At 71.5% G+C, this 24,297-nt stretch carries 21 protein-coding genes and 1 CRISPR repeat array (1 of these 22 running past the window's edge); of the genes, 19 read left to right on the plus strand and 2 right to left on the minus strand.

Annotation, left to right across the window (positions count from 1 at the left end; translation table 11 throughout):
* A CRISPR array of direct repeats spans nucleotides 1-133; the repeat unit is 30 nt; unit sequence CCTGCTCCCCGCGCACGCGGGGATGGACCC (it extends 202 nt beyond the left edge of the window).
* Between the two features lie 232 nt (nucleotides 134-365).
* The 15 genes from cas3 to AH6_RS07640 all read left to right on the plus strand — a co-directional run bounded on the left by cas3 (nucleotide 366) and on the right by AH6_RS07640 (nucleotide 18,387).
* Entirely contained in the window at nucleotides 366-3,260 is a 2,895-nt protein-coding gene (gene cas3, locus AH6_RS07570; protein WP_245679218.1) for a CRISPR-associated helicase Cas3', read from the plus strand.
* Nucleotides 3,235-4,896 (plus strand): type I-E CRISPR-associated protein Cse1/CasA, encoded by a 1,662-nt coding sequence (casA, locus tag AH6_RS07575; protein WP_067475767.1) that lies wholly within the window; start codon nucleotides 3,235-3,237, stop codon nucleotides 4,894-4,896. The genes cas3 and casA overlap by 26 nt, the downstream gene beginning before the upstream one ends.
* The gene (gene casB, locus AH6_RS07580) at nucleotides 4,893-5,498 is read left to right on the plus strand and encodes a type I-E CRISPR-associated protein Cse2/CasB (protein WP_067475770.1); all 606 of its coding nucleotides are present in this window, start codon (nucleotides 4,893-4,895) and stop codon (nucleotides 5,496-5,498) included. The genes casA and casB overlap by 4 nt, the downstream gene beginning before the upstream one ends.
* Nucleotides 5,495-6,688 carry a type I-E CRISPR-associated protein Cas7/Cse4/CasC gene (gene cas7e / locus AH6_RS07585; protein ID WP_067475772.1) on the plus strand — a complete coding sequence of 398 codons (1,194 nt, stop codon included), beginning with the start codon at nucleotides 5,495-5,497 and terminating at the stop codon, nucleotides 6,686-6,688. The genes casB and cas7e overlap by 4 nt, the downstream gene beginning before the upstream one ends.
* Entirely contained in the window at nucleotides 6,685-7,365 is a 681-nt protein-coding gene (gene cas5e, locus AH6_RS07590) for a type I-E CRISPR-associated protein Cas5/CasD (RefSeq protein WP_067475775.1), read from the plus strand. The genes cas7e and cas5e overlap by 4 nt, the downstream gene beginning before the upstream one ends.
* Nucleotide 7,366: 1 nt before the next feature.
* On the plus strand, nucleotides 7,367-8,065 hold the full coding sequence (gene cas6e / locus AH6_RS07595) for a type I-E CRISPR-associated protein Cas6/Cse3/CasE (RefSeq protein ID WP_067475778.1): 699 nt from the start codon (nucleotides 7,367-7,369) through the stop codon (nucleotides 8,063-8,065).
* A 3-nt stretch (nucleotides 8,066-8,068) separates the two neighbouring features.
* Nucleotides 8,069-9,019, plus strand: a complete 951-nt coding sequence (cas1e, locus tag AH6_RS07600) for a type I-E CRISPR-associated endonuclease Cas1e (protein WP_067475780.1) — start codon at nucleotides 8,069-8,071, stop codon at nucleotides 9,017-9,019.
* Nucleotides 9,016-9,366 (plus strand): type I-E CRISPR-associated endoribonuclease Cas2e, encoded by a 351-nt coding sequence (gene cas2e, locus AH6_RS07605; protein WP_067475783.1) that lies wholly within the window; start codon nucleotides 9,016-9,018, stop codon nucleotides 9,364-9,366. The genes cas1e and cas2e overlap by 4 nt, the downstream gene beginning before the upstream one ends.
* Before the next feature lie 553 nt (nucleotides 9,367-9,919).
* Complete coding sequence (locus AH6_RS07610; RefSeq protein WP_169807813.1) at nucleotides 9,920-10,942, plus strand: DUF7927 domain-containing protein; 1,023 nt, start codon at nucleotides 9,920-9,922, stop codon at nucleotides 10,940-10,942.
* A gap of 280 nt (nucleotides 10,943-11,222) precedes the next feature.
* Nucleotides 11,223-12,212: a hypothetical protein gene (locus tag AH6_RS07615; protein ID WP_245679219.1), complete on the plus strand. Its 990-nt coding sequence runs from the start codon at nucleotides 11,223-11,225 to the stop codon at nucleotides 12,210-12,212.
* A gap of 253 nt (nucleotides 12,213-12,465) precedes the next feature.
* A complete protein-coding gene (locus AH6_RS07620; protein WP_083982369.1) occupies nucleotides 12,466-12,999 on the plus strand; it encodes a DUF485 domain-containing protein in 534 nt (177 codons plus the stop codon).
* Nucleotides 12,987-14,699, plus strand: a complete 1,713-nt coding sequence (locus AH6_RS07625; protein ID WP_067475795.1) for a monocarboxylic acid transporter — start codon at nucleotides 12,987-12,989, stop codon at nucleotides 14,697-14,699. The genes AH6_RS07620 and AH6_RS07625 overlap by 13 nt, the downstream gene beginning before the upstream one ends.
* 130 nt (nucleotides 14,700-14,829) lie before the next feature.
* Complete coding sequence (locus AH6_RS07630) at nucleotides 14,830-15,291, plus strand: hypothetical protein (protein ID WP_067475920.1); 462 nt, start codon at nucleotides 14,830-14,832, stop codon at nucleotides 15,289-15,291.
* A gap of 365 nt (nucleotides 15,292-15,656) precedes the next feature.
* Nucleotides 15,657-17,984 carry a S8 family peptidase gene (locus tag AH6_RS07635; protein WP_157431323.1) on the plus strand — a complete coding sequence of 776 codons (2,328 nt, stop codon included), beginning with the start codon at nucleotides 15,657-15,659 and terminating at the stop codon, nucleotides 17,982-17,984.
* Nucleotides 17,985-18,093: 109 nt separating this feature from the next.
* Nucleotides 18,094-18,387 (plus strand): SHOCT domain-containing protein, encoded by a 294-nt coding sequence (locus AH6_RS07640; protein ID WP_083982371.1) that lies wholly within the window; start codon nucleotides 18,094-18,096, stop codon nucleotides 18,385-18,387.
* Here the strand turns inward: AH6_RS07640 and AH6_RS07645 are convergent.
* The gene (locus tag AH6_RS07645) at nucleotides 18,375-18,926 is read right to left on the minus strand and encodes a MarR family winged helix-turn-helix transcriptional regulator (protein WP_067475800.1); all 552 of its coding nucleotides are present in this window, start codon (nucleotides 18,924-18,926) and stop codon (nucleotides 18,375-18,377) included. The two genes, AH6_RS07640 and AH6_RS07645, sit on opposite strands and share 13 nt — an antisense overlap.
* A 335-nt stretch (nucleotides 18,927-19,261) precedes the next feature.
* Here AH6_RS07645 and AH6_RS07650 point away from each other — a divergent pair, with 335 nt between their 5' ends.
* The 3 genes from AH6_RS07650 (at nucleotide 19,262) to AH6_RS07660 (ending at nucleotide 22,131) form a co-directional block, all read left to right on the plus strand.
* Nucleotides 19,262-19,582: a DUF3263 domain-containing protein gene (locus tag AH6_RS07650; protein ID WP_067475803.1), complete on the plus strand. Its 321-nt coding sequence runs from the start codon at nucleotides 19,262-19,264 to the stop codon at nucleotides 19,580-19,582.
* 19 nt (nucleotides 19,583-19,601) lie between these two features.
* On the plus strand, nucleotides 19,602-20,420 hold the full coding sequence (gene otsB, locus AH6_RS07655; protein WP_067475806.1) for a trehalose-phosphatase: 819 nt from the start codon (nucleotides 19,602-19,604) through the stop codon (nucleotides 20,418-20,420).
* A 109-nt stretch (nucleotides 20,421-20,529) separates the two neighbouring features.
* Nucleotides 20,530-22,131 carry a hypothetical protein gene (locus tag AH6_RS07660; protein WP_157431324.1) on the plus strand — a complete coding sequence of 534 codons (1,602 nt, stop codon included), beginning with the start codon at nucleotides 20,530-20,532 and terminating at the stop codon, nucleotides 22,129-22,131.
* Nucleotides 22,132-22,198: 67 nt separating this feature from the next.
* Here AH6_RS07660 and AH6_RS07665 read toward each other — a convergent pair whose 3' ends face one another.
* Nucleotides 22,199-22,807 carry a PadR family transcriptional regulator gene (locus tag AH6_RS07665; RefSeq protein ID WP_067475811.1) on the minus strand — a complete coding sequence of 203 codons (609 nt, stop codon included), beginning with the start codon at nucleotides 22,805-22,807 and terminating at the stop codon, nucleotides 22,199-22,201.
* A 124-nt stretch (nucleotides 22,808-22,931) separates the two neighbouring features.
* On the opposite strand from AH6_RS07665, the gene AH6_RS07670 reads away from it, so the two are divergent.
* Entirely contained in the window at nucleotides 22,932-24,245 is a 1,314-nt protein-coding gene (locus AH6_RS07670) for an FAD-dependent oxidoreductase (protein ID WP_083982392.1), read from the plus strand.
* The last annotated feature ends 52 nt before the right edge of the window (nucleotides 24,246-24,297 follow it).

The following is a 24,297-nucleotide window of genomic DNA, read 5'->3' on the forward strand; positions in this document are numbered from 1 at the left end:
GGGATGGACCCGTCTGGTCGGTCATCCCGCCGAGCTCGTGCCGCTGCTCCCCGCGCACGCGGGAATGGACCCACCCGCACCGGAACGCAGTAGGGCCCGTCGACCTGCTCCCCGCGCACGCGGGGATGGACCCGTGCGACGGTAGTAGACCGCCTGTGCCCCGGTCTGCTCCTCGCGCACGCGGGGGCGGCTTGGCGGCGTTCATGCTGATGGTGGCGGCGGTCACATGTTCCTTGCGTGCGCGAGCCTGGGCGGCTCCGTTGCGCTCCTAGCATGTATCGCTGCGCTGTGTAGTGACTTTTCCGCTTTCGGCCCGCTTCGCTGAAGTTGCTGCGACCGATCTCTCCAGCGGATTTGATTCCACTGTGCTGGACGACGTGGTGGGACTGGCGCGGCTCGGGGCGAAGTTGTCCCGAGCCGCGCGTTCCGCGTGGGCTAAGCATGACGACGACAAAGGTGACTGGCTTCCGCTGTGGCGTCATCTTGCGGACAGTGGTGCCATAGCAGGGCTGCTCTGGGACGAATGGCTTCCCTTGCAGGTGCGCAATGTCTTGAGCGCTGCCTTTCCGCAAGGAGAGGACGATGCTCGGCGGCTCGTGATCTGGTCTGCGGCTACCCATGACATCGGGAAGGCGACACCCGCATTCGCCGCCCAAGTCGAAACGCTCGCCAAGAAAATGTGCGACTACGGTCTGCAGATGCCGCTGCCCCGTCCCAAAGACGCTGGACGGCTCGCCCCGCACGGGCTTGCCGGGATGCTCCTGCTCGACGAGTGGCTGGTGGATCGGTTCGGCTGGTCAGAGCGGCAAGCTTGGCAGTGGGGCATCGCAGCAGGCGGCCATCACGGCGTTCCGCCCACGTGGGGAGACGTCCATGCGTTGCGCGTCCGGCCTCACCTACTTCGTACACGCGGGCATAAGCAGGCGTGGCGGGACGTGCAGTGGGAACTGCTGGACGCGTGCGCCGACGTCTGCGGCGTGCGCGATCGACTAGCCGACTGGCAAGACGTACGACTCTCCCAGCCTGCCCAGGCGGTCCTCACCGGCGTGGTGATCGTCGCCGACTGGATCGCCAGCAACGCCGACCTGTTCCCCTACTCCCTGGACGCCAAAGGGCAGAGCGACCGCGAACGCATCGAGGCGGCCTGGTGCGGCCTCGCCCTCCCGCCGCCCTGGCGCGCCAACCCACCCGAGAGTGACCCACTGGCGGTCTACTCCTCCAGGTTCAAGCTGCCGGCCGGCGCCACGGTGCGGCCGCTCCAGGAGCAGGCCGTCCTGGCCGCACGGTCCATGTCCCCCGGCCTGATGATCATCGAAGGCCCGATGGGGGAGGGCAAGACCGAGGCCGGTCTGGCCGTCGCGGAGATCTTCGCCGCCCGCTCGGGGGCCGGCGGTGTATTCGTGGCCCTGCCGACGATGGCCACGAGCAACGCTATGTTCGCCCGAGTTCTCCAGTGGTTGCAACGGCTTCCAAATGCTGAAACGGGACAGGAAAAGCGAACTGTTCTGCTGGCGCACTCCAAAGCACCGCTGAACGACGACTTCCAGGAACTCATCCGCGCGGGTTCGCGGTCAATTCGCGGCGTGCAACCCGACGAAGAGGAAACCGACGGCGCGACAGCGGAGCTGGTCGCCCACCAATGGCTGCGCGGCCGCAAGAAAGCCATGCTGGCCTCCTTCGTGGTCGGCACGATCGACCAGCTCCTCTTCATGGGATTGAAAAGTCGCCACCTTGCGCTGCGGCATCTGGCGCTGGCCGGAAAAGTCGTCGTCATCGACGAAGCCCACGCCTACGACGCCTACATGAATTCCTACCTGGACCGCGCATTGTCATGGCTGGGCGCCTACGAGGTCCCGGTGGTGCTCCTGTCGGCGACACTGCCCGCCGGACGCCGCCGCGAACTCGCCGAGGCTTACGCCGGAAGGACGATCCAACCCGAAGACGCCCAGAACATCGAGTCCGCCACCGGCTACCCGCTGATCACCACCGTCGAGCGCGACGGCACCGCACCACCGCCACAACAGGTCGCTCCGTCCGGACGGCGGACGAGCGTTCACGTCGAGCGGCTGGACGACGCCCTGGAATCGCTCGCCGAGCGCCTGGAGCATGAGCTGGCCGACGGCGGATGCGCCCTGGTGGTCCGCAACACCGTCGGCCGCGTCCTGGAAACCGCGTCCTTCCTTCGTGACCGTCTAGGACACGACAACGTCACCGTCGCGCACTCCCGCTTCGTTGACCTGGACCGAATGCGCAAAGACGCGGACCTGGTGAGCAGGTTCGGCCCACCCGACAAGGACGGCGAGCGCCCCGACGGCCCGCATGTCGTGGTGGCGAGCCAGGTCGCCGAGCAGTCCTTGGACATCGACTTCGACCTGCTGGTCTCCGACCTGTGCCCAATCGACCTCCTGCTCCAGCGAATGGGACGGCTGCACCGCCACCAGCGCGGAAAAGACCAACAGAACCGTCCCCAACGCCTGCGGCAAGCCCGATGCCTGATAACCGGCGCCGACTGGGCCGCGGTCCCCGCCGAGCCCGCCCCCGGTTCCCAGCGCGTCTACTCCCGCCACGCCCTCCTCCGCTCGGCGGCAGCGCTGTGGCCCACCCTTGAAGGAGCAGGCGTCGTCAACCTGCCCGACGACATCAGCCCCCTGGTCCAAGCGGCCTACGGAAACTCCCGCCTCGGCCCCGAAACCTGGCAGCCGGACATGCAGACGGCCCATGACCGGTTCCGCGCCCAGAAAGCAAAGCAGCACGCGAAGGCCGAGACCTTCCAGCTGGCCGACGTCGGCCCGGAGGGTGAGGCGCTGTTCGGCTGGATCGACGCGGGCGTGGGCGACGCCGACGACACGCGCGCGGGCCGGGCACAGGTCCGCGACGGCGTGGAGTCGTTGGAGGTGCTGGTCGTGCAGCGCCTGGCGGACGGCACGGTCCGCACGCTGCCATGGCTGGAGAACGGCCAGGGCGGGCTTTCCCTCCCCACCGACAACGTTCCACAACCGGAACGGGGACGCATCGTGGCGGCGTGCGGTTTGCGGCTTCCGTTCCAGTTCTCGATCCCCCGTATCGCCGATCAGGCCATCGAGGAATTGAAGAAAGAGGTCATTCCGGCATGGCAGGCGCGGGACAGTTCCTGGCTCGCCGAAGAACTGATCTTGTTTCTGGACGAGAACTGTCGTACCCGGCTGGCAGGTTACGTACTGCACTACAGCGAACACGACGGGTTGGAGGTCACCGATGGCGAGCCGGCCGCTCTCCCATGACCTGACGCGCGAGCCGTGGCTCCCTGTGCTGCGCGCCGACGGCACCGGTGACGTGCTGTCGCTGCGGGAGGTCTTCGCCCAGGCAGATGGCCTGCTCAGGCTCGTCGGCGATCTCCCCACGCAGGAGTTCGCCCTGATGCGGCTGCTGCTGGCCATCCTGCACGACGCCCTCGACGGCCCGCAGAACCTGGACGAGTGGGAACGGCTCTGGAAAACCGACCTCCCCCTCGACCGGATCAACTCCTATCTGGACGACCACGGCGATCGTTTCGACCTCCTTCACCCCCGAACGCCGTTCTTGCAGACCCCCACCCTGCACACCGCCAAAAAGGAGATCTCCTCCCTCGACAAGATCGTGGCCGATGTCCCCAACGGCGCGCCCCTGTTCACCATGCGCAGCCGCGGAGCGGACCGGCTGACGTTCGCCGAGGCCGCCCGCTGGCTGGTGCACGCCCAGGCCTTCGACACCTCGGGCATCAAGTCGGGAGCCGTGGGCGACCCGCGCGTCAAGGGCGGAAAGGGCTATCCCCAGGGAGTCGCATGGGCGGGAACCCTGGGCGGTGTCCTCGCCGCCGGGGACGACCTGCGCGCAACACTGCTGCTGAACCTCATCGCCTTCGACACCAAGACGCTCCGCATCGATCCGCAGAACGACCGGCCCGCCTGGCGGCACGACGTGCCGACCGCCGCCCCGCTCGAAGAAGTCGAAGCCGCCCGCCGTCCCCACGGTCTCCGAGATCTGTACACCTGGCCGTCCCGGCGCATCCGCCTGCACTTCGACGCCGAGGGCGTGCACGGCGTCGTCCTCGCCTACGGCGACGCCCTCACGCCCCGCAACAAGCACGCCCACGAGCCGATGACGGCATGGCGGCGCAGCCCCGCGCAGGAGAAGAAGCTCCGCGAGGAGCAGATCTACCTGCCGCGCGAGCACGACCCGGCCCGCACCGTTTGGCGTGGCTTGGGCGCCCTGATCGCCGGACGGGCCGAGGGTGGTAAACAGCGTGATGAGGCGCCGGTGATCGTCCGGCCCCGCGTCATGGACTGGGTGGCCCGGCTCACCGTCGAAGGCCCGCTACCGCCCGGCTTCCCGCTGCGGGCCCGGCTGATCGGCGCGGTGTACGGCACGCAGCAGTCGGTCATCGACGAGGTGATCGACGACGAGATCCAGATGCCGGTCGTCCTCCTCCATAAGCAGGATTTCGAACTGGGCATCGGGGCGATGGACGCCGTCGCCGACGCCGACAAGGCCGTTGGCGCCCTCGGCGACCTGGCCGCCGACATCGCCAGAGCCGCTGGCGACGCCCCGGGCCCTCGGCAAGACGCCGCCCGCACCCGGGGTTTCGCCATGCTCGACGGCCCGTTCCGCGACTGGCTCGCCGGTCTGACCCCCGAGGCCGACCCTGACGAGGCCCGCGCCGAGTGGCAGCGAAAGGTCCGCACCATCATCCGCGGTCTTGGGAACGAGCTGGTCGCCGCCGCCGGTGACGCCGCCTGGCAGGGACGCGTCGTGTCCACCAAGGACGGCCGCGCCCTCTGGCTGAGCTCCACCCGGGCCGACCAGATCTTCGGTGGCAGGCTCGCCAAGATCCTCCCCGCCGCGCGTCCCCCCGCCCAGCCCACGGAGGACCAGCCATGACCGCGACGCCCCACGCCGTTCGGCCCCTGGTGGAGAACACCGCCGGACGGTTCATCACCGAGCTGCAAGGCGGCTACCTCGCCGACAAGCCCGCCGCGGTCGGCACGCTCGCCCAGCTCCGCCGCGGCGCGGGCAAGCTCCCCGCCCAGACCCCTGAACTCTGGGGCGTCACCGGCACCGATCTGCTGCTCCGGGCCGACCGGCTGGCGGACAACGACACCCTCGCCGAACGCGCCGAGACCGGATACTTCGTCGCGATCACCCTCTACGCCGCACACCAGCAGTCCCAAAGCACTCCCGTGCACAAGCGCGGTGTGGACCTGGGCGAAGCCGTCCGGCGCCTGATGCCTCCGGGCGATATCGAGGAGACCATCCGTCGTCGTTTCGTCCGGCTCGGGACCGCAGGGACCGCCGCCATCCTGGCCTACCGGCTCCGCGAGATCGTCTCGCTGCTGCGGACCGAAGGCGTCCCCCTCGACTACGGGCGGCTCGCCGGGCAGCTCTACCTGGCCCAGACCCCCGACGGCATGAGCCGGGTCCGCCGGGAATGGGGCCGCAGCTTCCACACCCACAAAGCCGACCCCGACGAGGACACCCCATGACCTCTCGCACCATCGTTGAGCTGCACGTCCTGCAGACCGTCCCGCCGAGCAACCTCAACCGGGACGACACCGGCACCCCCAAGTCGGCCGTCTACGGCGGGGTGCGGCGGGCGCGCGTGTCCAGCCAGGCGTGGAAGCGCGCCACCCGCCAAGCCTTCCAGCAGATCCTCGACCCCGCCGAACTCGGCGTCCGGACCCGCCGCCTCGCCGAACTCCTGGGCGCCCGCATCCGCAAGATCGACGAGTCGATCCCCGAGGCCGAAGCGTGGAACCTGGCCGCCGAGACGGTCACCGCCGCGACCGGCGCCAAGGTCGAGCCGCCCAAGCGCAACACCAAGGAGGGCGGCCCCGCCCCGGCGCCCGAGGCCCGCTACCTGATCTTCCTCAGCGCGCGCCAGCTGGACGCCCTGGCCGAGCTGGCGGTCAAGGGCCGCGACGACGTCAAGGCGTTCTTCAAGGCCAAGGAGAACAAGACCGCGGCCAAGCAGCTCGCCAACAGCCGCCACTCGGTCGACATCGCGCTGTTCGGCCGGATGGTCGCCGACGGCTCCGACATCAACGTGGACGCCGCCGCGCAGGTCGCCCACGCCATCAGCGTGCACCGCGCCGACGTCGAGTCCGACTACTACACCGCCGTCGACGACCACAAGGAGCGCGAGGAGGACGACAAGGGCGCCGGGATGATCGGCACAGTGGAGTTCAACTCCGCCACCCTCTACCGCTACGCCGCCCTGGACGTCGACCTGCTGCGCGCCAACCTCGGCCGGGGCCTGCGCGACGGCGAGCCGGCCGACACCCCGGTCCGCCGCGCCGTGGAGGCGTTCGTCCGCGGGTTCGTCGAGTCCCTGCCCACCGGCAAGATCAACACGTTCGGACACCACACTCTGCCCGACGCCGTCATCGTCAAGGTCCGCTCGACGCGCCCGGTCAACTTCGTCGGCGCATTCGAGCGCCCCTGCCGGGTCGGCGAAGAATCCGGCGGCTACGTCCTCCAGGCGAGCGAGCGGCTCGCCAAGCAGATCCCCGCCATCGAGACCGCCTTCGGCGTGGGGGCCGGCACCGAGACCTGGGTGACGCGCGTCGGCGAGGACACCGAAGCCCTGTCCCTGCTGGGCACCGAGCTGCCGCTGGACGAACTGGTGGCGGCGGTCGGCGCCGAGGTCGAGCGGCGGCAGAACGGCTCGGCATGACCGTCCTGCTGATGCGGCTCGCCGGACCTCTCCAGGCCTGGGGGTCCGCGGCGCGCTTCGCCCGGCGCACCACCGAGGGCGCCCCGACCAAGAGCGGCGTGCTCGGACTGCTGGCGGCCGCCCTCGGCCGCCCCCGCACGGCCGATCCGTCGGACCTGGCGGCGTTGCGCTTCGGCGTCCGCGTCGACCAGCGCGGGACGCTCCTGCGCGACTTCCAGACCGCCCACCGCCTCGACACCGGCGACGCTCTGCCGGTCTCCGAGCGGTTCTACCTGGCCGACGCCGTCTTCGTCGCCGCGGTCGAAGGCCCCCACGAACAGCTGTCGGAGCTGGACCGAGCACTCAAGCAACCCGTCTTCCTGCCCTATCTAGGCCGCCGCTCCTGCCCTCCGTCCAGCCCCGTCGATCTCGGCCTGCGCCCGGCTCTCGACCTCGAAACGGCGCTGACGGCGGAACCGTGGCACGCCGCCGACTGGTACCAGCGCGGCCACGACAACAACGTCGAAATCCTGGTCGAGGCGTCCGACGAGGCAGGACGCTTCGACACCCTGCGCGACCAGCCGCTCAGCTACGACCCGGCCCACCGCCGGTACGCGCTTCGCAGGGTCCGCAGCTTCCCGGTGACCGTTCCACGAGCCGCAGGCCACGACCCGACGATCGTCCTGAGGAGCGAATGACATGTACCTGACGCGCTTCCGCATCAACACCGGACGCGTCGGCGCCCGCAAGCTCCTGGCCTCTCCCCAGGCACTCCACGCGGCCGTCATGATGTCCTTCGCCGAGCCGCCCCGCACCGGCGACGGGCCCCGGGTCCTGTGGCGGCTGGACCGCGACGGCAACGCCGACACGCACCTGTGCATCGTCAGCCCGATGCGGCCCGACCTGACCCATCTGGTCGAGCAGGCGGGCTGGCCGACGACCGGACGCTGGGACACCTTCGACTACGCGCCTTTCCTCAAACGCCTCAACGCGGGCGACACCTGGGGCTTCCGGCTCACCGCCAACCCCGTTCACAGCGTTCGCAACAAGGACGGCGCCCCCACCAAGCCCACCGCGCACCTCACCCCTGTCCACCAGCTCGGCTGGTTGCTGAAACGCCAGCAGAATGCGGGCTTCGAGGTCATGGAGAAGCCCCCGTACAAGCAGCTCATCCACGACCAGGACAACCCCCATCGCGACACCCACGACATCCTGCTCCACGGCCGCCGCCAGCTCCGCTTCAGCAAAGGCCAGGGAAGACCGGTGACCCTGATGACCGTGACCTACGACGGACGGCTGACCGTCACCGACCCCGACGCGTTCCGCGCGACCCTCACCCAGGGCCTGGGACGGGCCAAGGCTTACGGCTGCGGCCTGATGACCCTGGCCCCGGCCTGACCGATGTCCACCGTCGGCAAGCGCCCAGCGTCCACCCCGCGCGAACTCACCCGGATGAGCGACCGCGTCTCGTTCCTCTACCTCGAACGTTGCCTGCTGCATCGCGAGGACAACGCCATCACCGCCGAAGACGCCGACGGTGTCACCCACATCCCCTCCGCGACCATCGGCACCCTGCTTCTGGGCCCCGGAACGCGCGTGACCCACCAGGCCATGAGCGTGCTGGGCGACAGCGGAGCCGGGGTCGTCTGGGTGGGGGAGCAGGGCGTGCGCTTCTACTCCGGCGGCCGTTCCCTCACCCGCTCGGCCGCCCTCGTCGAAGCCCAGGCACGGCTGTGGGCGAACCAGCGCACACGCCTGGACGTCGCCCGCGCCATGTACCGGATGCGGTTCCCCGGCGAAGACCCTTCCCGCTTCTCCCGGCACGAACTGCTGGGCCGCGAAGGACGACGCGTCAAGGCCAGCTACCGGGAACAGGCGGCCCTCGCGGGCCTCACCTGGAATGGCCGCCGCTACGTGCCCGGAGACTTCGACGGCGGCGACACCGTGAACCAGGCCGTCACGGCGGCGGCCCAGTGCATGTACGGGATCGCCCAGACGACCGTCGCCGCCCTCGGCTGCGCGCCCGGCCTCGGCTTCATCCACTCCGGACACGAACTGGCCTTCGTCCTGGACATCGCCGACCTCTACAAGACCGAGGTGGCCATCCCGGTCGCCTTCGAGATCGCCGCGCAGAGCCCCGACGACATAGGTTCTCGCACGCGCCGCGCCGTCCGCGACCGCGTCAACGAGATCAACCTGCTCCAGCGCTGCGTCAACGACATCAAGCAACTCCTGGCCCCCGACGCGCACGACGACCCCGCCGACACCGACACCGACCAGGTCACCCTGCAAAGCGACTACGGCATGGACGTGGAGTCCGGCCGCAACTACGCAGAGGACTTCGACTGGTGACGGTCATCATCCTCACCAACTGTCCTGCCGGCCTGCGCGGATTCCTGACGCGGTGGCTGATGGAGATCTCCCCGGGCGTCTTCATCGGCGGCCCGTCCACCCGCATCCGCGAGGCCCTGTGGGACGAAGTCCAGAAGTATGCCGACACGGGCCGCGCGCTGCTCGCCTACAGCACCAACAACGAGCAGGGCTTCACCTTCGAGACGCACGACCACAAGTGGCACCCGGTCGACCACGACGGCATCACCCTGATCCGCCGCCCCAAGAACCAGCCGACGATCGCCGCCGCAACGCCCACCACGGGCTGGAGCAAGGCAGCAAAACGCCGCCGCTACGGCAAACGCTGACACCGTTCGGACACCCTCACTCCCCGCCGGGCGAAATGTCCAACTCTCAAAAAGTGCTCACGAATCGCATTACCCGCCGGTAGACCCCCAGGTCAGCAAGCCTGCTCCCCGCGCACGCGGGGATGCCCCCTACGACCGCGAGGTGCTGGCCCGGATGGTGGACTGCTCCCCGCGCACGCGGGGATGCACCCGAGGCTCTGCGCTCCAGCGTGATGGAAGGCAACTGCTCCCCGCGCACGCGGGGATGAGGTCAAAGAGATGCTTGTGTGCTGCGGGGATGCGTCGTCTTCGGCGTGCCTACTGGGCCTTGCGCGCCCGAATGAACTTCACTTGATCGAGCGTCGGATCACCCCTCCCCGGGACGCCGTACGGCCGCCGTAGGCATGTCTAGTAAGAGGGAGTGTGTGTCGGGGTGTTCGCTCAGCGAGGTCGGGCGGGCTTCGTCGCTGCGGTGGCAGCAGTGGTCGGGGTGGTCGTCATGGTGGCGACGGTCTTGTTCTTCACGGGGACGAGCGGGGCCGCCAGAGCCGGTGAGTCCTCGTCCAGTACTGGCGTGCGGCTGGATGTCACCAAGATTCCGGGGCTTGGTCAGAGCGGGTTCAGCGGCGCGTGGGGCACTGGCAGGACTGGGGCGTCCGGTGGCAATCAGTCCGTTGACTACAGCGACGACCCTGACGGCGTCGGGGCGTATGCGAATCTGGCGAACCCGTCCGGCAGCACGTCGGGAGACGCGCCCACCGAAGCATGGGACGCCGTCAGCGACCCCAACGTGCTCAAGGTCAAGCTGACGCCCGGCGGGCCGGATCTGCTCGACATCCCGGCCCTGCACACCTACGCCCGCTGCCAGCCGCCCCACGCTCCGCAGACGCAGAACTTCGTCACCGCGCCGACCGTGGCCGGACAGGCCATCAAGTCCGGAACCACGCGCATCTCGGTGGCTGGGAACCAACTCGGCCTTTCCGGGGTGGCCGACGGCGACCTCACCGTGACGATGAAGCAGATCGAGAACGTCACGCCCGACGTCTACGCCGAGTCCCGGGTGGAGATCACCATCACCGGCGTGCTGCGCGACTCAGCCGGTCGGCAGGTCTACTCCGGACCGCTGCTCAAGGCGGTGCTCGGTGACGTCAAGGCACGCTGCGGGGGCAACGAGGACCCCCCGCCGCCGCCCGTGCCGGGCCGGGTGGTCGTGGACAAGACCGTGGACAAGGACACCGCCCAGGTCGGCAAGAAGGTGCACTACAGGCTGCGGGTGAGCAACGTCGGCGAGACCGCCCTGACCAACGCCACCTTCACCGACGACCTGTCGGACGTGCTCCACCATGGCGACCTCGTGGGCGGTTTCAAGGCCGAATCCGGCAAGGTCGACTTCGATTCGCCCAAGCTGACCTGGACCGGCGCCCTGAAGCCGGGCGCGTCGGTGGACGTCACCTTCACCGTCGTCGCCCGCCGGGTCGGCCTCATGCGCAACGTGGTCGTCTGGCCGCCTCACCCGAGGCCGAAGCCCACTCCGACGCCGAAGCCCATGGGGAAGGACAAGACCGAGACCCGGGTCGTTCCCAAGCACGCCAAGTGACGCTGCCCCCTTCGCCGCAAGAAACGCGGCGAAGGGGGCTGACCGTCGTCAGCGGAGTGGGGATCTCGCTGTGCTCGGTGCCGAGTAGTAGGGCGTCCCTTTCCGGGTGGTGTGGTCCCATGGGGGAGTGACAGGCTTGCGCGATCGGGTTGAGGGTGTGCTTCGGGCTTGGGACGCCTATGAGGTGGGGCGCGGGGGTGCTCCGGTCGTTGACTTTGACTGCTTTCCCGGTGGGGGTGACGTTGTTGCCGCTACGGATCGATTGTCTGTTTATCGACAGTTGAGCGAGTTGCGGGGACAGGTCGAGGGGGAGTTGGCTGTTCGGCTTGATGCTGATCTCGCCTACTTGGGGGCCTTGCTGGGTGAGCGGCCGCCTTTGAGTGAATATCTGCGGGTTACTCAGGGGTGTGGGGCTCGGGGCTGGGCTTCCGAGTATGTGGCTGAGCGGCGGGAGGTCGCTTTGGCTGCTCTGGGCGACGTTGGGGTCTCCTGGGGTGCGGGGACCAACGATGAGCTGCGTCGGGTCGAGGGGCGGCTCGATATCGCCGACGCGCCCAGCGCCATTTGTGATGCCGTGGTCGAGTTGGAACCTCTTGTGCGGGGCATCGCTGAGACTACCGCTCCTTACCGGCTGACCATTGAGAACGTCGAGATCGATGCTTATTGGGCTTTCTGGCTGGATGGCTCTGGGAGTGATATCCGGCTGCGGCTCAATCTGCCCAATGTCGACTTCACCCGTGTCGGCGCCCGGCAGTTTGCTTTGCATGAAGTTCTAGGGCATGGGCTGCAAAGTGCCAGTTATTCGGCTCGGGCCGCGGATGCGCCCTGGGTCCGCTTGTTGTCGGTCCATGCGCCTCACCAGGTCATGCTCGAAGGGCTCGCGCAGGCGTTGCCGCTCATGGTGTTGCCGCATGATCAGGTCCTCGTCACCCGCACCCGGCTCGATCACTACGTCCAGCTCGTGCGAGCCCAGGCCCATCTCGATCTCAACGCCGGTGTCCCGGCCGTCGAGTGCGCCGACCTCATGCGGCAGGCCGTGCCCTGGTGGGACGACGCGCGCATCGCCAGCCAGCTCACCGACCGGGGTGATGATCCTCTTCTGCGCTCCTACCTGTGGGCCTACCCGGCGGGCATCGACTGGTTCGCCGCGCTGGCGGGAGCCGGGGACACGGTCGTACGGAGAGTGATCAAGGCCGCGTACCGCGACCCGCTCACGCCGGAGGACCTGATGCGCCTCTGGCCCGAAGGGCCCGTTATCGGCGGCGGCTGACGGCCACCCGCTGTTACCGGCCGGGCAAGACGCGGGCTCGCAACGGGCAGGGCCGCCCCCTCGTCCCGGGCTCCGACATTTCGGTTTCGGATGTCGTGCAAAGGACGAGTTGGGCTTACTGCGAGGCCATGTTGACCTTGCTGTGGCGCCTTTTTCTTGCATTCTCGCTAACTGGCCACTACCCGCCACCATTCTTTGATCTCATAGTGATGTCACCACTACAGAGGGTCATGATGAGTCAGGGGAGGGCCGGATGGTCTGGGACTCAAGACCGCCCGAGCGTCGGGGCGACGGCCGCGTCCGGCAGGGGAACAGCGGGCGGTACGCGGCGATGGCGCACGACGAACGCTTTGTGTTGTTGCGGTCCAGGTTCCGGCGGCTCGCCTCGGCGGTCGTCGGCTCGTTCCTGGGCTGGTACCTGCTCTACGTCCTGTTGTCGGCGTTCGCGCGCGACCTCATGGCGCAGCCGGTGATCGGCAACGTCAACGTCGCCCTCGTGCTCGGCGTGCTCCAGTTCGTGTCCACGTTCGCGCTGGCCTGGTGCTACACCTCCTACGCCCGCCGCACGCTGGACCCGCTGTCGGCCGAGCTGCGCGCCGAGGCCGACCGGACGCCGTACGCGCCGCGCCAGATCTCGCGCGGCGCCGACGGCGGCAGCCGCACGCCGCTTCCCGAGCGCGGCCAGGGCACGGTGGGCAACGCGGCCGAGCGGGCGCGCGAGGGGGAGCGCGGCCGCGACGCCTGGCCGGGCGCCGGAGTCCGTCCCGATCCGGGATGGCTCCAGTGACGGCGGTCGCGACGGGCACCGTCGCAGCCGCCGAGACCGGGGGCGGGCGCGCGCTGACGTTCGTGCTGTTCCTGGTCTTCATCGGCATCACGCTCGGCATCACGTTCTGGGCGCGCGCCAACACCCGGGGGGCGGTCGACTACTACGCGGGGGGCCGCAGCTTCTCCGGCCCGCAGAACGGCACCGCGCTGGCCGGCGACTACATGTCGGCCGCCTCGTTCCTGGGCATCGCGGGCATCATCGCGCTGTCGGGCTACGACGGCTTCCTGTACTCGATCGGCTTCCTGGTCGCGTGGCTGCTGACGCTGCTGCTGGTCGAGCTGATGCGCAACGCCGGCCGCTTCACCATGGCCGACGTGTTGTCGTACCGGATGCGGCAGCCCCCGGTGCGCACCGCCGCCGCCGTCTCCACGGTCACGGTGTCGGTGTTCTACCTGCTGGCGCAGATGGTCGGCGCGGGCGCGCTGGTGTCGCTGCTGCTCGGCATCCACGAGGGCGAGACCTTCCTGGGGATGGACGCCGGCACCGCGCGCACGTTGTCGATCGTCGCGGTGGGCGCGCTGATGATCGTCTACGTGATGTTCGGCGGCATGAAGGGCACCACCTGGGTGCAGATCGTCAAGGCGGTGTTGCTGATGTTCGGCGCCACCGTGCTGACCCTGCTGGTGCTGGCCAAGTTCGACTTCAACCCCAGCGCGCTGCTGGGCTCGGCCGCCGACTCCAGCGGCAAGGGGCAGGCGTTCCTGCAACCGGGCCTGAAGTACGGCAAGGAGGTCGCCGACGACCCCTGGCAGACGGTGATCAACAAGCTGGACTTCATCAGCCTGGCGCTGGCGCTGATCCTGGGCACCGCGGGCCTGCCGCACATCGTCACCCGGTTCTTCACCGTGCCGGACGCGCGCACCGCGCGCACCTCGGTCAACTGGGCGATCGGCCTGGTCGGCGCGTTCTACCTGATGACGCTCGCGCTCGGCTTCGGCGCGGCGGCGCTGGTGGGCCGGGCCGCGATCGTCGCCCAGGACCCGGCCGGCAACACCGCCGCGCCGCAGCTCGCGCAGGCGGTCGGCGAGATGGCGGCCGGGCCGATCGGCGGCGAGATCATGCTGGCGTTCATCGCGGCGGTCGCGTTCGCCACGATCCTGGCGGTGGTGTCGGGCCTGGTGCTGGCCTCCTCCACCTCGCTGGCGCACGACTACTTCGGCCACGTGCTGATGTTCGGCCGCCCGCGCGAGTCGCAGGAGGTCGCGGTGGCCCGGTTCTCCGCGCTGCTGATCGGCACGCTGGCGGTGGTGCTCGCGGTGATCGCCAAGAACCTGAACGTGGCGTTCCTGGTGGCGCTGGCGTTCGCGATGGCGGCCGCCGCCAACCTGCCGGCGATCACGTTGTCGCTGTTCTGGAAGCGGTTCAACACCCGCGGCGTGGTGGCCGGCATCTACGGCGGGCTGCTCAGCTCGCTGGTGCTGGTGTTCTTCTCGCCGGTGGTGTCGGGCAAGGTCGACCCGGTGACCGGCCAGAGCCTGTCGTTGTTCCCGCTCGGGGTCGACTTCCACCTGTTCCCGATGGAGAACCCGGGGCTGGTGTCGATCCCGTTCGGCTTCCTGTGCGCGGTGGTGGGCACGTTCCTGGGCCGCGAGAAGGCCGACGAGCAGCGCTACGACGAGCTGTCGGTGCGCTCGCTGACGGGGGCCGGCTCCGCCTGATCGGTCCCGTCCCGCCCGGCGGCCCCCGTCCCCCTGCCGGGACGGGGGCCGTCGGCAGTGCTCCCTTACGTGGGCGGGCTAACACCGGATCCGGCCTTAAGTTACTTATGGGTACGGCATGCTTGACGGCATGAAGCCCACGTCCCTGCTCGCCCTGGCCGGCGCGGTCGGCGGCACCGTCCTGGCCACCGCCGGGGTCGCGCTGCTGGTGCTGGACGACGACTCCGGCGAGACGCGGCCCGCCGCCAGCGCCCGCGCGCACCAGGACGCCTCCGCCATCGCCGCGGCGCTGCGCGAGCGCGGGGCGACCGGCTGCTCCGACGGCGACCCGACCCGCGTGGAGTGCCGCTACGCCGGCCGCTACGTCGCCGCGACCGTCCTCACCCCCGACACGGGCATGACCGTGGACGCCCTCGCCGGAAGCTGGCGGACGGGCGTCGGGCAGAGCAGCCTGGGCGAGCTGGGGCCGTTCGCGCTCCTGCAGGGGCCCAACTGGCTGGTCACCGGCCCGCGCGAGCTGGTCGACAAGGTGCGGCCCGACCTCGGCGGCCAGGTGCTGCACTGCGACCGCCCCTTCGGCACCTGCTCCTGACCCCGCACCTGCTTTGAAGCCGCGCCCGCTCCCGTATCCGCGCGGCCACGCCCGTTCCTGACGCGCCGTCTGACTGAGGCGCAGCCCACAGTGCGGAGGCGTGTGAGGGGTTGCGGAGCAGGTCGGACGGGGGGAGGAAGATCCGCGCTGTCCCGTCCCGTGCCCGAATGTGCCGAGTGCCCGGGCAGGGGCGACTTGGCGTGGCAGAATATCGGGACGCGCCTCCAGGTACGGTGGGGCGCTGGTAGGGGGATGGGCCTCCCGCGACGTCCGGGACGCCCGACGCCGCCCGTGCCCGGCCCCGCCGGTGGGCGGGGGCCGCACCCCGCCGAGCACGGCCGACTGCCGGGAGGAGGTGCGGTGGCGTGTCCCATGCCCGACGCCGTGAGCGGCGCGCGCAGGTGCTGCCCCGCATCGGCGTTCGCGCCGCCGCGACCCTCACCGGGCTGACCCTCGTCGCCGCCGTCGCCGTCCCGGCCGCCCTCGCGCCCGACGGCCGCGCGCCCGTCCACCCGCCCGAGCGCCCGGTGCGCGGCGCCGCCGCCGGAGCGCTGCGCGCCGCGCCGACCGACCAGATCCGCGCCCGCCAGTGGCACCTCGACGACATGCACGTCCCGCGCGCCTGGCGCTGGACCAAGGGCTCGGGCGTGACCGTCGCCGTGCTCGACACCGGCGTCGACCGCCGCCACCCCGACCTGTCCGGCCGGGTCGTCAACGGCCCCGACCTCACCGGCGGCGCGCGCCGTCCGGGCACCAGGTACTGGGGCCTGCACGGCACCTCGATGGCGAGCATCATCGCCGGTCACGGCCACGGGCCCGGCCTGCAGGAGGGCGTGATGGGCGTCGCGCCGCAGAGCCGCGTCCTGTCGGTCCGCGTCACCTGGGAGAACGACGACCCGATGCGCCGCAACGGCGGCGAGGTCGGCCGCAACCGCGACGCGGTCGCCCAGGGCATCCGGTACGCCGTCGACAACGGCGCCGGCATCATCAACATGTCGCTGGGCGGCGGCAAGCAGTTCTACAACGGCAGCGGCACCGAGGAGAGCGCGATCAAGTACGCGCTGTCCAAGGGCGTGGTGCTGATCGCCTCGGCCGGCAACGACGGCGCGGGCGCCAACCGCAAGAACTTCCCCGCCGCCTATCCCGGCGTCATCGCGGTCGGCGCGCTCGACCGCAAGCTGAAGGTGTGGAAGGACAGCAACCGCCACCCCTACGTCGCGGTGTGCGCGCCCGGCGTGGAGATCGTCAGCGCGGACGCCAGCAACGGGTACGTGGTCGGGACCGGCACCAGCCCGTCCTCGGCGATCGTCGCCGGGGTCGCGGCGCTGGTGCGCTCCCGCTATCCCAAGCTCAGCCCCGAGCAGGTCCGGCAGGCGCTGGTGCAGGGGTCCCCGGCGCGCCGCACCCCGACCGGCTCGGCCCAGTGCCCCGGCCCGCTGGACGCCACCCGCGCGCTGCTGGCCGCCCACAAGATCAACAAGACGGCCGGCGGCGCCGCGCCCGCCGCCGCGCCCGAGTCGGCCGCGCCGAGCCCGGCCGCCGCGCCCGTCGAGGAAGAGGGCGACGGCACGCTGTTCCTGGTGATCCTCGGGGGCGGCGGGGTGCTGGTGCTGCTCGGCCTGGTGCTGGGCTGGCGGCAGCGGCGGCGTCCCGGCGAGCGGCCGGACGAGTCCGGGCCGGCGCTGGGCGACCCGCGCGAGCCCGTCCCGGCGATGGCGGCCCAGCCAGGGCCGGCGGCGACCGCGCACGGCGGGCCGCCGGTCGAGGCGCCGCTGTGGCAGAGCAACGACGTGGGCCTGGCCGGGACGCGCGCCGACGTGTCGGTGCCGCACGGCGAGCCGCCCATCGCCCAGACCGGCCTGCCCGCCTGGCCCGACCAGCCGGACGAGCCCGGCCGGCCCGCCCCCGAGGCCGGACGGCCCGAGCCGCCGCGCCCGCCGAGCGAGCTGCACCCGTTCATCGTGGGCGACGGCGGCGCGCACCGCCGTCCCGAGCCCAACGGCACCGGCCCGCGCAACGGGCACGACGCGCTGGGCATCGGCCACCCGTCCGACGACCAGCAGCCCGCCTTCCCCATAGATGACCGCGGCCCCGCCCCGGCCGACGACCACGACCTGCTGGGCATCGGTGACACGCCCACCACCAGCGACCCGCTCGCCAACGGCGTCCCAGGCCTGCACGACCCGTTCGACGGCGGCGCGACGGCCGCCCGCAACGGCCGCGTCCCGCACAACGGCCACGACCCGCTCGGCGGCCGCGACCCCCTCGACCCCAACACCTCCGCGCCCCTGGACGAGATCGCGCCCGAGGCCGCCAGCCCGCTGTACGGCTCCGGCCCGCAGGGCAACCGCGACGCCGGCGGTCACGACCCGCTCGACATCGGCGCCACCCCCACGGTCGGCGACCCGCCCGCCGCCGGCGAGGTGTTCGACGACACCACCACCTTCGACGACGACGAGTGGGAGAAGTTCCGCCGCAGCGCCCTGGGCGAGCCGCCGGGCAGCGGCACCACCGGCGCCCAGCCGCTCGTCCCGCCGGAGGAGCTGCCCACCGGCGCGTTCCCGGCCGCGCCGCCGCCCGGCCTGGCCGAGCGCCCGCCCGCCCCCGACCCGCTGGACGACGACCCGCTGCGCCAGCCCCCGCGCAACCGGCGGCCCGCCGACGAGGACGACTACCGCCCGCCGTGGTGGTGACCCCGCCCCGGCTACTCCGGCGGGCGTAGCGCGAGAGCCGCCGGACGTGGGACGACGCGGCCCGAGCCCGTCGCCGACCATCGACTCATCCGCACCGAGGAAGAGGTCGATGACCATGATGGCGACGCTGCTCACCCACCCCGGTCCCTGGCAGGACGGCGCCCACGACGCCCCCGCCTTCTGGCCGGTGTTCCCGATCACCTTCGGGCTGTTCTGGCTGGCGGTCTTCGCCGGCGCGTTCTACCTGGTCCGCCGCCGCGTCAACGCGGGCGCGGCGGCCACCGCCGCCGCGCGCGACCCGCTGGCGGGCGCGCAGGCCACCCTCGCCGACCGCTTCGCGCGCGGCGAGATCGACGAGGACGAGTACCACGCCCGCCTGTCGGCGCTGCGCTACGGGGCCTGAGCCGCCTCGAAGATCTTGTCCACCCCGTCGGGGTCCATCGGCGACTGGGCGGCGGCGTCGGCGAACCGCGTCAGCAACCGCGCGAACTCGGTGCGCTCGCCGTCGGTCCAGTCGGCCGTGAGCTCGGCCAGGTAGGCGCGGCGGAACCGGTCGGCGACCTGCTTGACCCGGGCCCCGGCGTCGGTGAGCCCCAGGTTGGCGCGGCGCGCGTCCACCGGGGACGGCCGCCGCGAGACGAGGCCCGCGTCGATGGCGTGCCCGACCAGGCGGCTGGCGGTCGAGGGGTCGATCTCCAGCCGCTCGGCGACCGCGCCGACGGTGACCTCCTGCTCGGGCGCGCAGCTCAGCGCCGCGACCGCGTGCACCACCATCAGGTTGGACAGTTGCAGCGGCCGCGCGCCGGGGCCGCCGGAGGTCTGCGCCCGGATGCGCTTCATCAGGTCCGGCTTCGCCCACACGCGGCGCAGGTGGAACAGGGCGACGGCGATGTCGGACAGCGCCGGGTCGAGCGGCTCCGCGGCCGATCGCTCGGTCGTCATGGTCTACGGCTCCCTTCCGCACCGCTCGGATACCGGACGGTACTGCTGACTCTAACGCGTGCAGCGTGCACAGGTTCCCGGTGGCGTGCCGTCCCGGTGACGTGCCGTGTCCGCCCGGGTCCGGCGGGACGGATGTGATGCACTGGGACACCGCCGCATTCCCGGGACGAGCAGCCGAAACACGCCCCGGCCGTTCCCCGCGAACCGCCGGACGCTGTCGGCCGGGCCGGTTAGCATGGCACCGGCCGAACCCGGACGACCCGGGATTACTGACCACAGAGGGGATCCGCCGGCGGGACTTCCCGCCGCGATGGGACCCCCAACAGGACGGCAGCATGAACGATGGCCCAGTTTTGGAACCGGTGAACTCCGGCCCGGAGGACGACGAGCACGCCTTCCCGGCCGACCTGCTCTCCGAGCGCGACCGCCAGATCCTCGCCTTCGAGCGGCAGTGGTGGAAGTACGCCGGAGCCAAGGAGCAGGCGATCCGCGAACTGTTCGACATGTCGGCGACGCGGTACTACCAGCTCCTCAACATCCTGATCGACCGACCCGAGGCGCTCGCGCACGACCCCATGCTCGTCAAGCGCCTGCGCCGGATGCGCAGCCAACGGCAACGGCAACGCGCCGCGCGCCGACTCGGCATCCGGCCCTGATGTGACCAACACTGGTCACGTGACTTCTCCCCAATCCCAGACGGCCGCCGGCGCGGCCGGTCTCGACGCGATCCGGACCACCCCCGCCGGAGCCGTGCTCGGCTTCGACTTCGACGGAACCCTCGCCCCGATCGTCGACGACCCGGCGGCGGCGCGGGCCCATCCCCGGGCGGCGGCGACCCTGGCCCGCCTGGCTTCGCAGGTGGGCTCGGTGGTCATCATCACCGGCCGCCCGGCCGCCGTCGCCGTCGAGTACGGCGGCTTCGACGGCATCGACGGGCTGGTCGTGCTCGGCCAGTACGGGCTGGAGCGCTGGGAGTCGGGTGAGCTGACCTCACCCGAGCCCCCGCCCGGCGTCGCCGAGGCGCGCACCAAGCTGCCCGAGGTGCTGAAGGCGGCGGGCGCGCCCGCCGAGGTCTTCGTCGAGGACAAGGGCCAGGCCCTGGCGGTGCACACCCGCCGCTGCGCCGAGCCGCAGGTGGCGCTGGAGCGGCTGCGCGGCCTCATGGACGCCCTCGCCGAGCGCGCGGGCCTGGTGGTCGAGCCGGGCCGCTACGTCCTGGAGCTGCGCCCGCCGGGCATGGACAAGGGCCGCGCGCTGCGCGACTTCCTGGCGGCGCGGGACCGCCCGTCGGCGGTGCTGTTCGCGGGCGACGACCTGGGCGACCTGGCGGCCTACGACGCCGTCGACGCGCTGCGCGGGCAGGGCGTGCCCGGCGTGAAGGTGTGCAGCGGGTCGGCCGAGGTCACCGCGCTCGCCGAGCGCGCCGACGTGGTCGTGGACGGCCCGGCCGGGGTGGTGGACTTCCTGGACGGCCTGCTCGCGCCGCCGGCCTGAGCCGTTCCCCGGCCCCTTGTCAACCCGGCATCCAATTGCGTGACACTATGGTGATTTGTGATGCTTGTGTGACCATGGGGCCTGGGGATGAGAGCGGGGAGTGCTGACGGTGGACACTGACCCTGGAATGCCGCGGCGGCCGGGGGACCCGCGCGGCGCCGGCCCGGAGCCGCACGCCACGCCCGTCCCGGCCCAGCAGGGAGCCCCCGCCGGCCACGTCCCGAACCCGTCCGACGGCATGGGGGTGCCGCCCGCGCAGAGTCCGATCGTGCCGGACCGGACGGGCGGCCACCCCGCCATCGCGGACACGGCGGCGGCCCGGCCGAACGTCCAGGACATCTTCAACGGCACGAACCAGCCGGTCGGCAACGCGGGCCACCCGGGCATGCAGACCGGCGGCCACCCGACTCTGCAAGACACGGGCCACACCGCAGGCCAGCAGGTGATCGGCAACGCGGGCCACCCAGGCGTGCAGGACACCGGCTACACCGGCGGCCAGCAGACGATCGGCGGCTCGAACCACCCAGGCGTGCAGCACGCGACCTATACCGGCGGCCAACAGGTGCTCGGCAGCGCAGACCTACCGGACGCGCATGCGACGGGCTACACCGGCGGCCACCAGGTACTCAACAACGCCGACCTACCGGACGCGCATGCGACGGGCTACACCGGCGGCCACCAAATGCCTAACAACGCCGACCGACCGGACGCGCAGGCCACCGGCTACACCGGCGGCCAGCAGGTGCTCGGCAGCGCCGGATATCCGGCCGTGCAAGACGCCGCCTACACCGGCGGTCAGCAGATGATCGGCGGCGCAGGGCATCCGGCCGTCCAGGACACCGGGCACACCGCCGGACAGCAGGCGGTCGGCGGCGCGGGCCGTCCCGGCGGGCACGATGTTCCCGTCGGCGCGGCCGGAACCGGAGGAAGCCAAGGGCTCGGCGGCACGGGCGGAACCGGGCTGCACGACACCAGCGGCGTCCAGGTCCGGCTCGGGTCGCGCAGCGCCCGCAACCGGGAGCGGCGGGAGGCGCGCGGCGGCGGGCGTCGCACCGGCGTCATCGCGGTCTCGGTCGCCGGCGGGCTCGCGCTCGTGACGGCCGGAGCGCTGCTGCTCATGCCCGGCTCCGGCGACGACAAGACCACCGTCAGCCCCGAGCCCCGGGTGGCCACCGGCACCACGGCCCCCACGACGGCCAAGGCGCGCCTGCCGCGCAGCGGGCCGCCGGTCGACATCTCCACCGCCGACGGATCGCGCTACCGCGTCCAGGCCGTGGCGGGCGGGACCGTCAACGGCGTGACGACCCTCCAGTCGTCGCCGCCCTCCGGATCGGCGTTCCCGTACGTGGAGTACATCCTGACCAACCCCTCCAAGGAGAAGGTGCTGCTGGACTTCCCCGGCGACGTCTTCGTCCGCCGCGACCAGGTCGCCGCCAAGGCGCGCGGCCGTTGCATGTGGCAGGCGGGCGTGCCCGAGACCATGTGCACCCCGCCCGCCACGAGCGCCGTCGTGCGCCGCCTGGCGGGCGGCGCGCTGGTCGCGGGCGAGGGCGGGGACAAGTACCTGGCGCCCGGCGCGTCCTACCTGGTGCGCGCCACGGTCGAGGTGCCGGTCGACAAGCGCATCAGGCGCAGCGACCTGCGCCTGTACATCTGGAAGAAGCTCTACGTGGCCGACCAGTACGCGCGCGAGGCGGCGTTCCCGCGCTGACCCGCACAGCAGAACGCCGGGCCCGTACGAGGTGCGTCCTCGTACGGGCCCGGCGCTTTCGGGTGGCTCACTCGGCTTCGGGGTCGTCGGCCAGGATGCCGTAGAGGCGACGCCGGGCGTCGTTGACGACGTCCAGCGCGCGGGCCCGCTGGGACTCGCTGCCGACGTGCATGACCTGCTGCAACGCGACCATGAGCTGGCCGATCGCCTCGCGGCCGCGCATGACGTTCTCGCCCGCGGCCTCGGTGACCTCCTCCCAGGGGGCGGTCTCCTGGCGGGCCGCCTCCTCGGTGCCGCTCTCGGTGAGCGAGAACAGCCGCTTGCCGCCCTGCTCGGCGCTGGTGACCAGGCCCTCGTCCTCCAGCAGCTGGAGGGTGGGGTAGACCGAGCCGGGGCTCGGCCGCCAGACGCCGCCGGTGCGCTCGTCCAGCTCCTGGATCATCTCGTAGCCGTGCATGGGCCGCTCGGTGAGCAGGGCCAGCAGGGCGGCGCGGACGTTGCCGCGCTTGGTGCGCCCCCGTCCCCGGCCGCCGCCGCGCGGGCCGCGCCCGCGTCCCGGTCCGCCCGGACCGAAGCCGGGGGGCGGACCGAAACCGGGACCGCCCCAGCCGCCGAACGGGTCGCCGCGGCGGGCGCGCTCCTCGAAGTGCCGGTGTTCGTGCTGGTGGTGTCGCATGATGACTCTCCTTGATCTGTCGTCGATGTGTTAACGATATATCGGTGAACGCTCGCGATGCAACTGCCATTCCCTTGACAAGTATTTCATCGTGTGATGAATTAATGGGCAGGAGGTGGTGACCATGACCGAGCGCACCACATGTTGCATCGCCGGCGGCGGCCCGGCGGGCGCCGTCCTGGGCCTGCTGCTGGCCCGAGCCGGCGTCGAGGTGACCGTCCTGGAGAAGCACGGCGACTTCCTGCGCGACTTCCGCGGCGACACCATCCACCCGTCCACCCTCGACGTCCTGGACGAGCTGGGTCTCGGCGACCGGTTCGAGCGCATGCCGCACCGCAAGGTGCCCGGCCTCAACCTCGTCACCGACGACGGCTCGGCCGCCGTCTTCGACCTGAGCGTGCTGCGCGTCCGGCACCCCTACATCGCGATGGTGCCGCAGTGGGACTTCCTCAACCTGATCACCGAAGAGGCCGCCCGCCACCCGACGTTCCGCCTGCTGATGAACGCCGAGGCCACCGGCCTGCTGCGGGAGGGCGACCGGGTCACGGGCGTGCGCTACCGCGACGCGGGCGGCGTCGAGCGGCAGATCCGCGCGGCGCTGACGGTGGCGGCCGACGGGCGGCACTCCACCCTGCGGCGGGCGGCGGGGCTGCGGCCGAAGGAGCTGGGCGCGCCGATGGACGTGGCCTGGTTCCGGCTGCCCCGCCACGACAGCGACCGCGACGACTCGTTCCTGCGGCTGGGCACCGGGCGCATGATGCCCGCGATCAACCGCGCCGACTACTGGCAGTTCGCCTACCTGGTGCCCAAGGGCCGCTACGCGCAGGTCGAGGCGGCGGGGGCGGAGGCGCTGCGCCGGTCGGTGGCGGAGCTGCTGCCGTTCCTGGAAGACCGGGTGGCCGGGCTCGACCTGGCCGACGTGCGCGTGCTGGACGTGCGGATCGACCGGCTGCGCCGCTGGCACCGGCCAGGCCTGCTGTGCATCGGGGACGCGGCGCACGCGATGTCGCCGGTGGGCGGGGTGGGCATCAACCTGGCGATCCAGGACGCGGTGGCCACCGCGAACCTGCTGACGGAGGCGCTGCTCCGGGGCGAGGTCACCGAGAAGGACCTGGCCGCCGTGCAACGCCGCCGCCAGTGGCCGGCCATCGCCGTGCAGGGCTTCCAACTCGCCGCGCAACGCCTGGTGGTCGCGCCGACGTTGCAGGGCTCGCCCTCACCCGTCCTGCGCCTGCTCGCCCGCAGAGGGAGCGCGCAGCGCAAGAGAACCGGCCCGGTGCCCCGCCTGATGGCGCGCCTGATCGGCTACGGCCCACGCCCCGAACACGTCCGCGTCCCGGCCCGGTCCGCCCGCACGGACAACACCCCCGCCCAAGCTGTTCCCAGTGCCAGAAAGGCGGTCGCAACGAATGAGACCAGCGAAGAGATGACCCACTGACGAGGTGCACCGACATGACGCACTGACAGACGCGGTGATCGGCGCAGGGAGA

Source organism: Actinomadura hibisca NBRC 15177 (genome assembly GCF_001552635.1).
In the GTDB taxonomy this organism is placed as follows: Bacteria; Actinomycetota; Actinomycetes; order Streptosporangiales; family Streptosporangiaceae; genus Spirillospora; species Spirillospora hibisca.

Bases quoted from the DNA above. Each gene is read 5' to 3' on its own strand.
- casA (WP_067475767.1), top strand. From the start codon at position 3,235: ATGGCGAGCCGGCCGCTCTCCCATGACCTGACGCGCGAGCCGTGGCTC.
- casB (WP_067475770.1), top strand. From the start codon at position 4,893: ATGACCGCGACGCCCCACGCCGTTCGGCCCCTGGTGGAGAACACCGCC.
- cas7e (WP_067475772.1), top strand. From the start codon at position 5,495: ATGACCTCTCGCACCATCGTTGAGCTGCACGTCCTGCAGACCGTCCCG.
- cas5e (WP_067475775.1), top strand. From the start codon at position 6,685: ATGACCGTCCTGCTGATGCGGCTCGCCGGACCTCTCCAGGCCTGGGGG.
- cas6e (WP_067475778.1), top strand. From the start codon at position 7,367: ATGTACCTGACGCGCTTCCGCATCAACACCGGACGCGTCGGCGCCCGC.
- cas1e (WP_067475780.1), top strand. From the start codon at position 8,069: ATGTCCACCGTCGGCAAGCGCCCAGCGTCCACCCCGCGCGAACTCACC.
- AH6_RS07620 (WP_083982369.1), top strand. From the start codon at position 12,466: ATGGTCTGGGACTCAAGACCGCCCGAGCGTCGGGGCGACGGCCGCGTC.
- AH6_RS07625 (WP_067475795.1), top strand. From the start codon at position 12,987: ATGGCTCCAGTGACGGCGGTCGCGACGGGCACCGTCGCAGCCGCCGAG.
- AH6_RS07630 (WP_067475920.1), top strand. From the start codon at position 14,830: ATGAAGCCCACGTCCCTGCTCGCCCTGGCCGGCGCGGTCGGCGGCACC.
- AH6_RS07640 (WP_083982371.1), top strand. From the start codon at position 18,094: ATGACCATGATGGCGACGCTGCTCACCCACCCCGGTCCCTGGCAGGAC.
- AH6_RS07645 (WP_067475800.1), bottom strand. From the start codon at position 18,926: ATGACGACCGAGCGATCGGCCGCGGAGCCGCTCGACCCGGCGCTGTCC.
- AH6_RS07650 (WP_067475803.1), top strand. From the start codon at position 19,262: ATGAACGATGGCCCAGTTTTGGAACCGGTGAACTCCGGCCCGGAGGAC.
- AH6_RS07665 (WP_067475811.1), bottom strand. From the start codon at position 22,807: ATGCGACACCACCAGCACGAACACCGGCACTTCGAGGAGCGCGCCCGC.
- AH6_RS07670 (WP_083982392.1), top strand. From the start codon at position 22,932: ATGACCGAGCGCACCACATGTTGCATCGCCGGCGGCGGCCCGGCGGGC.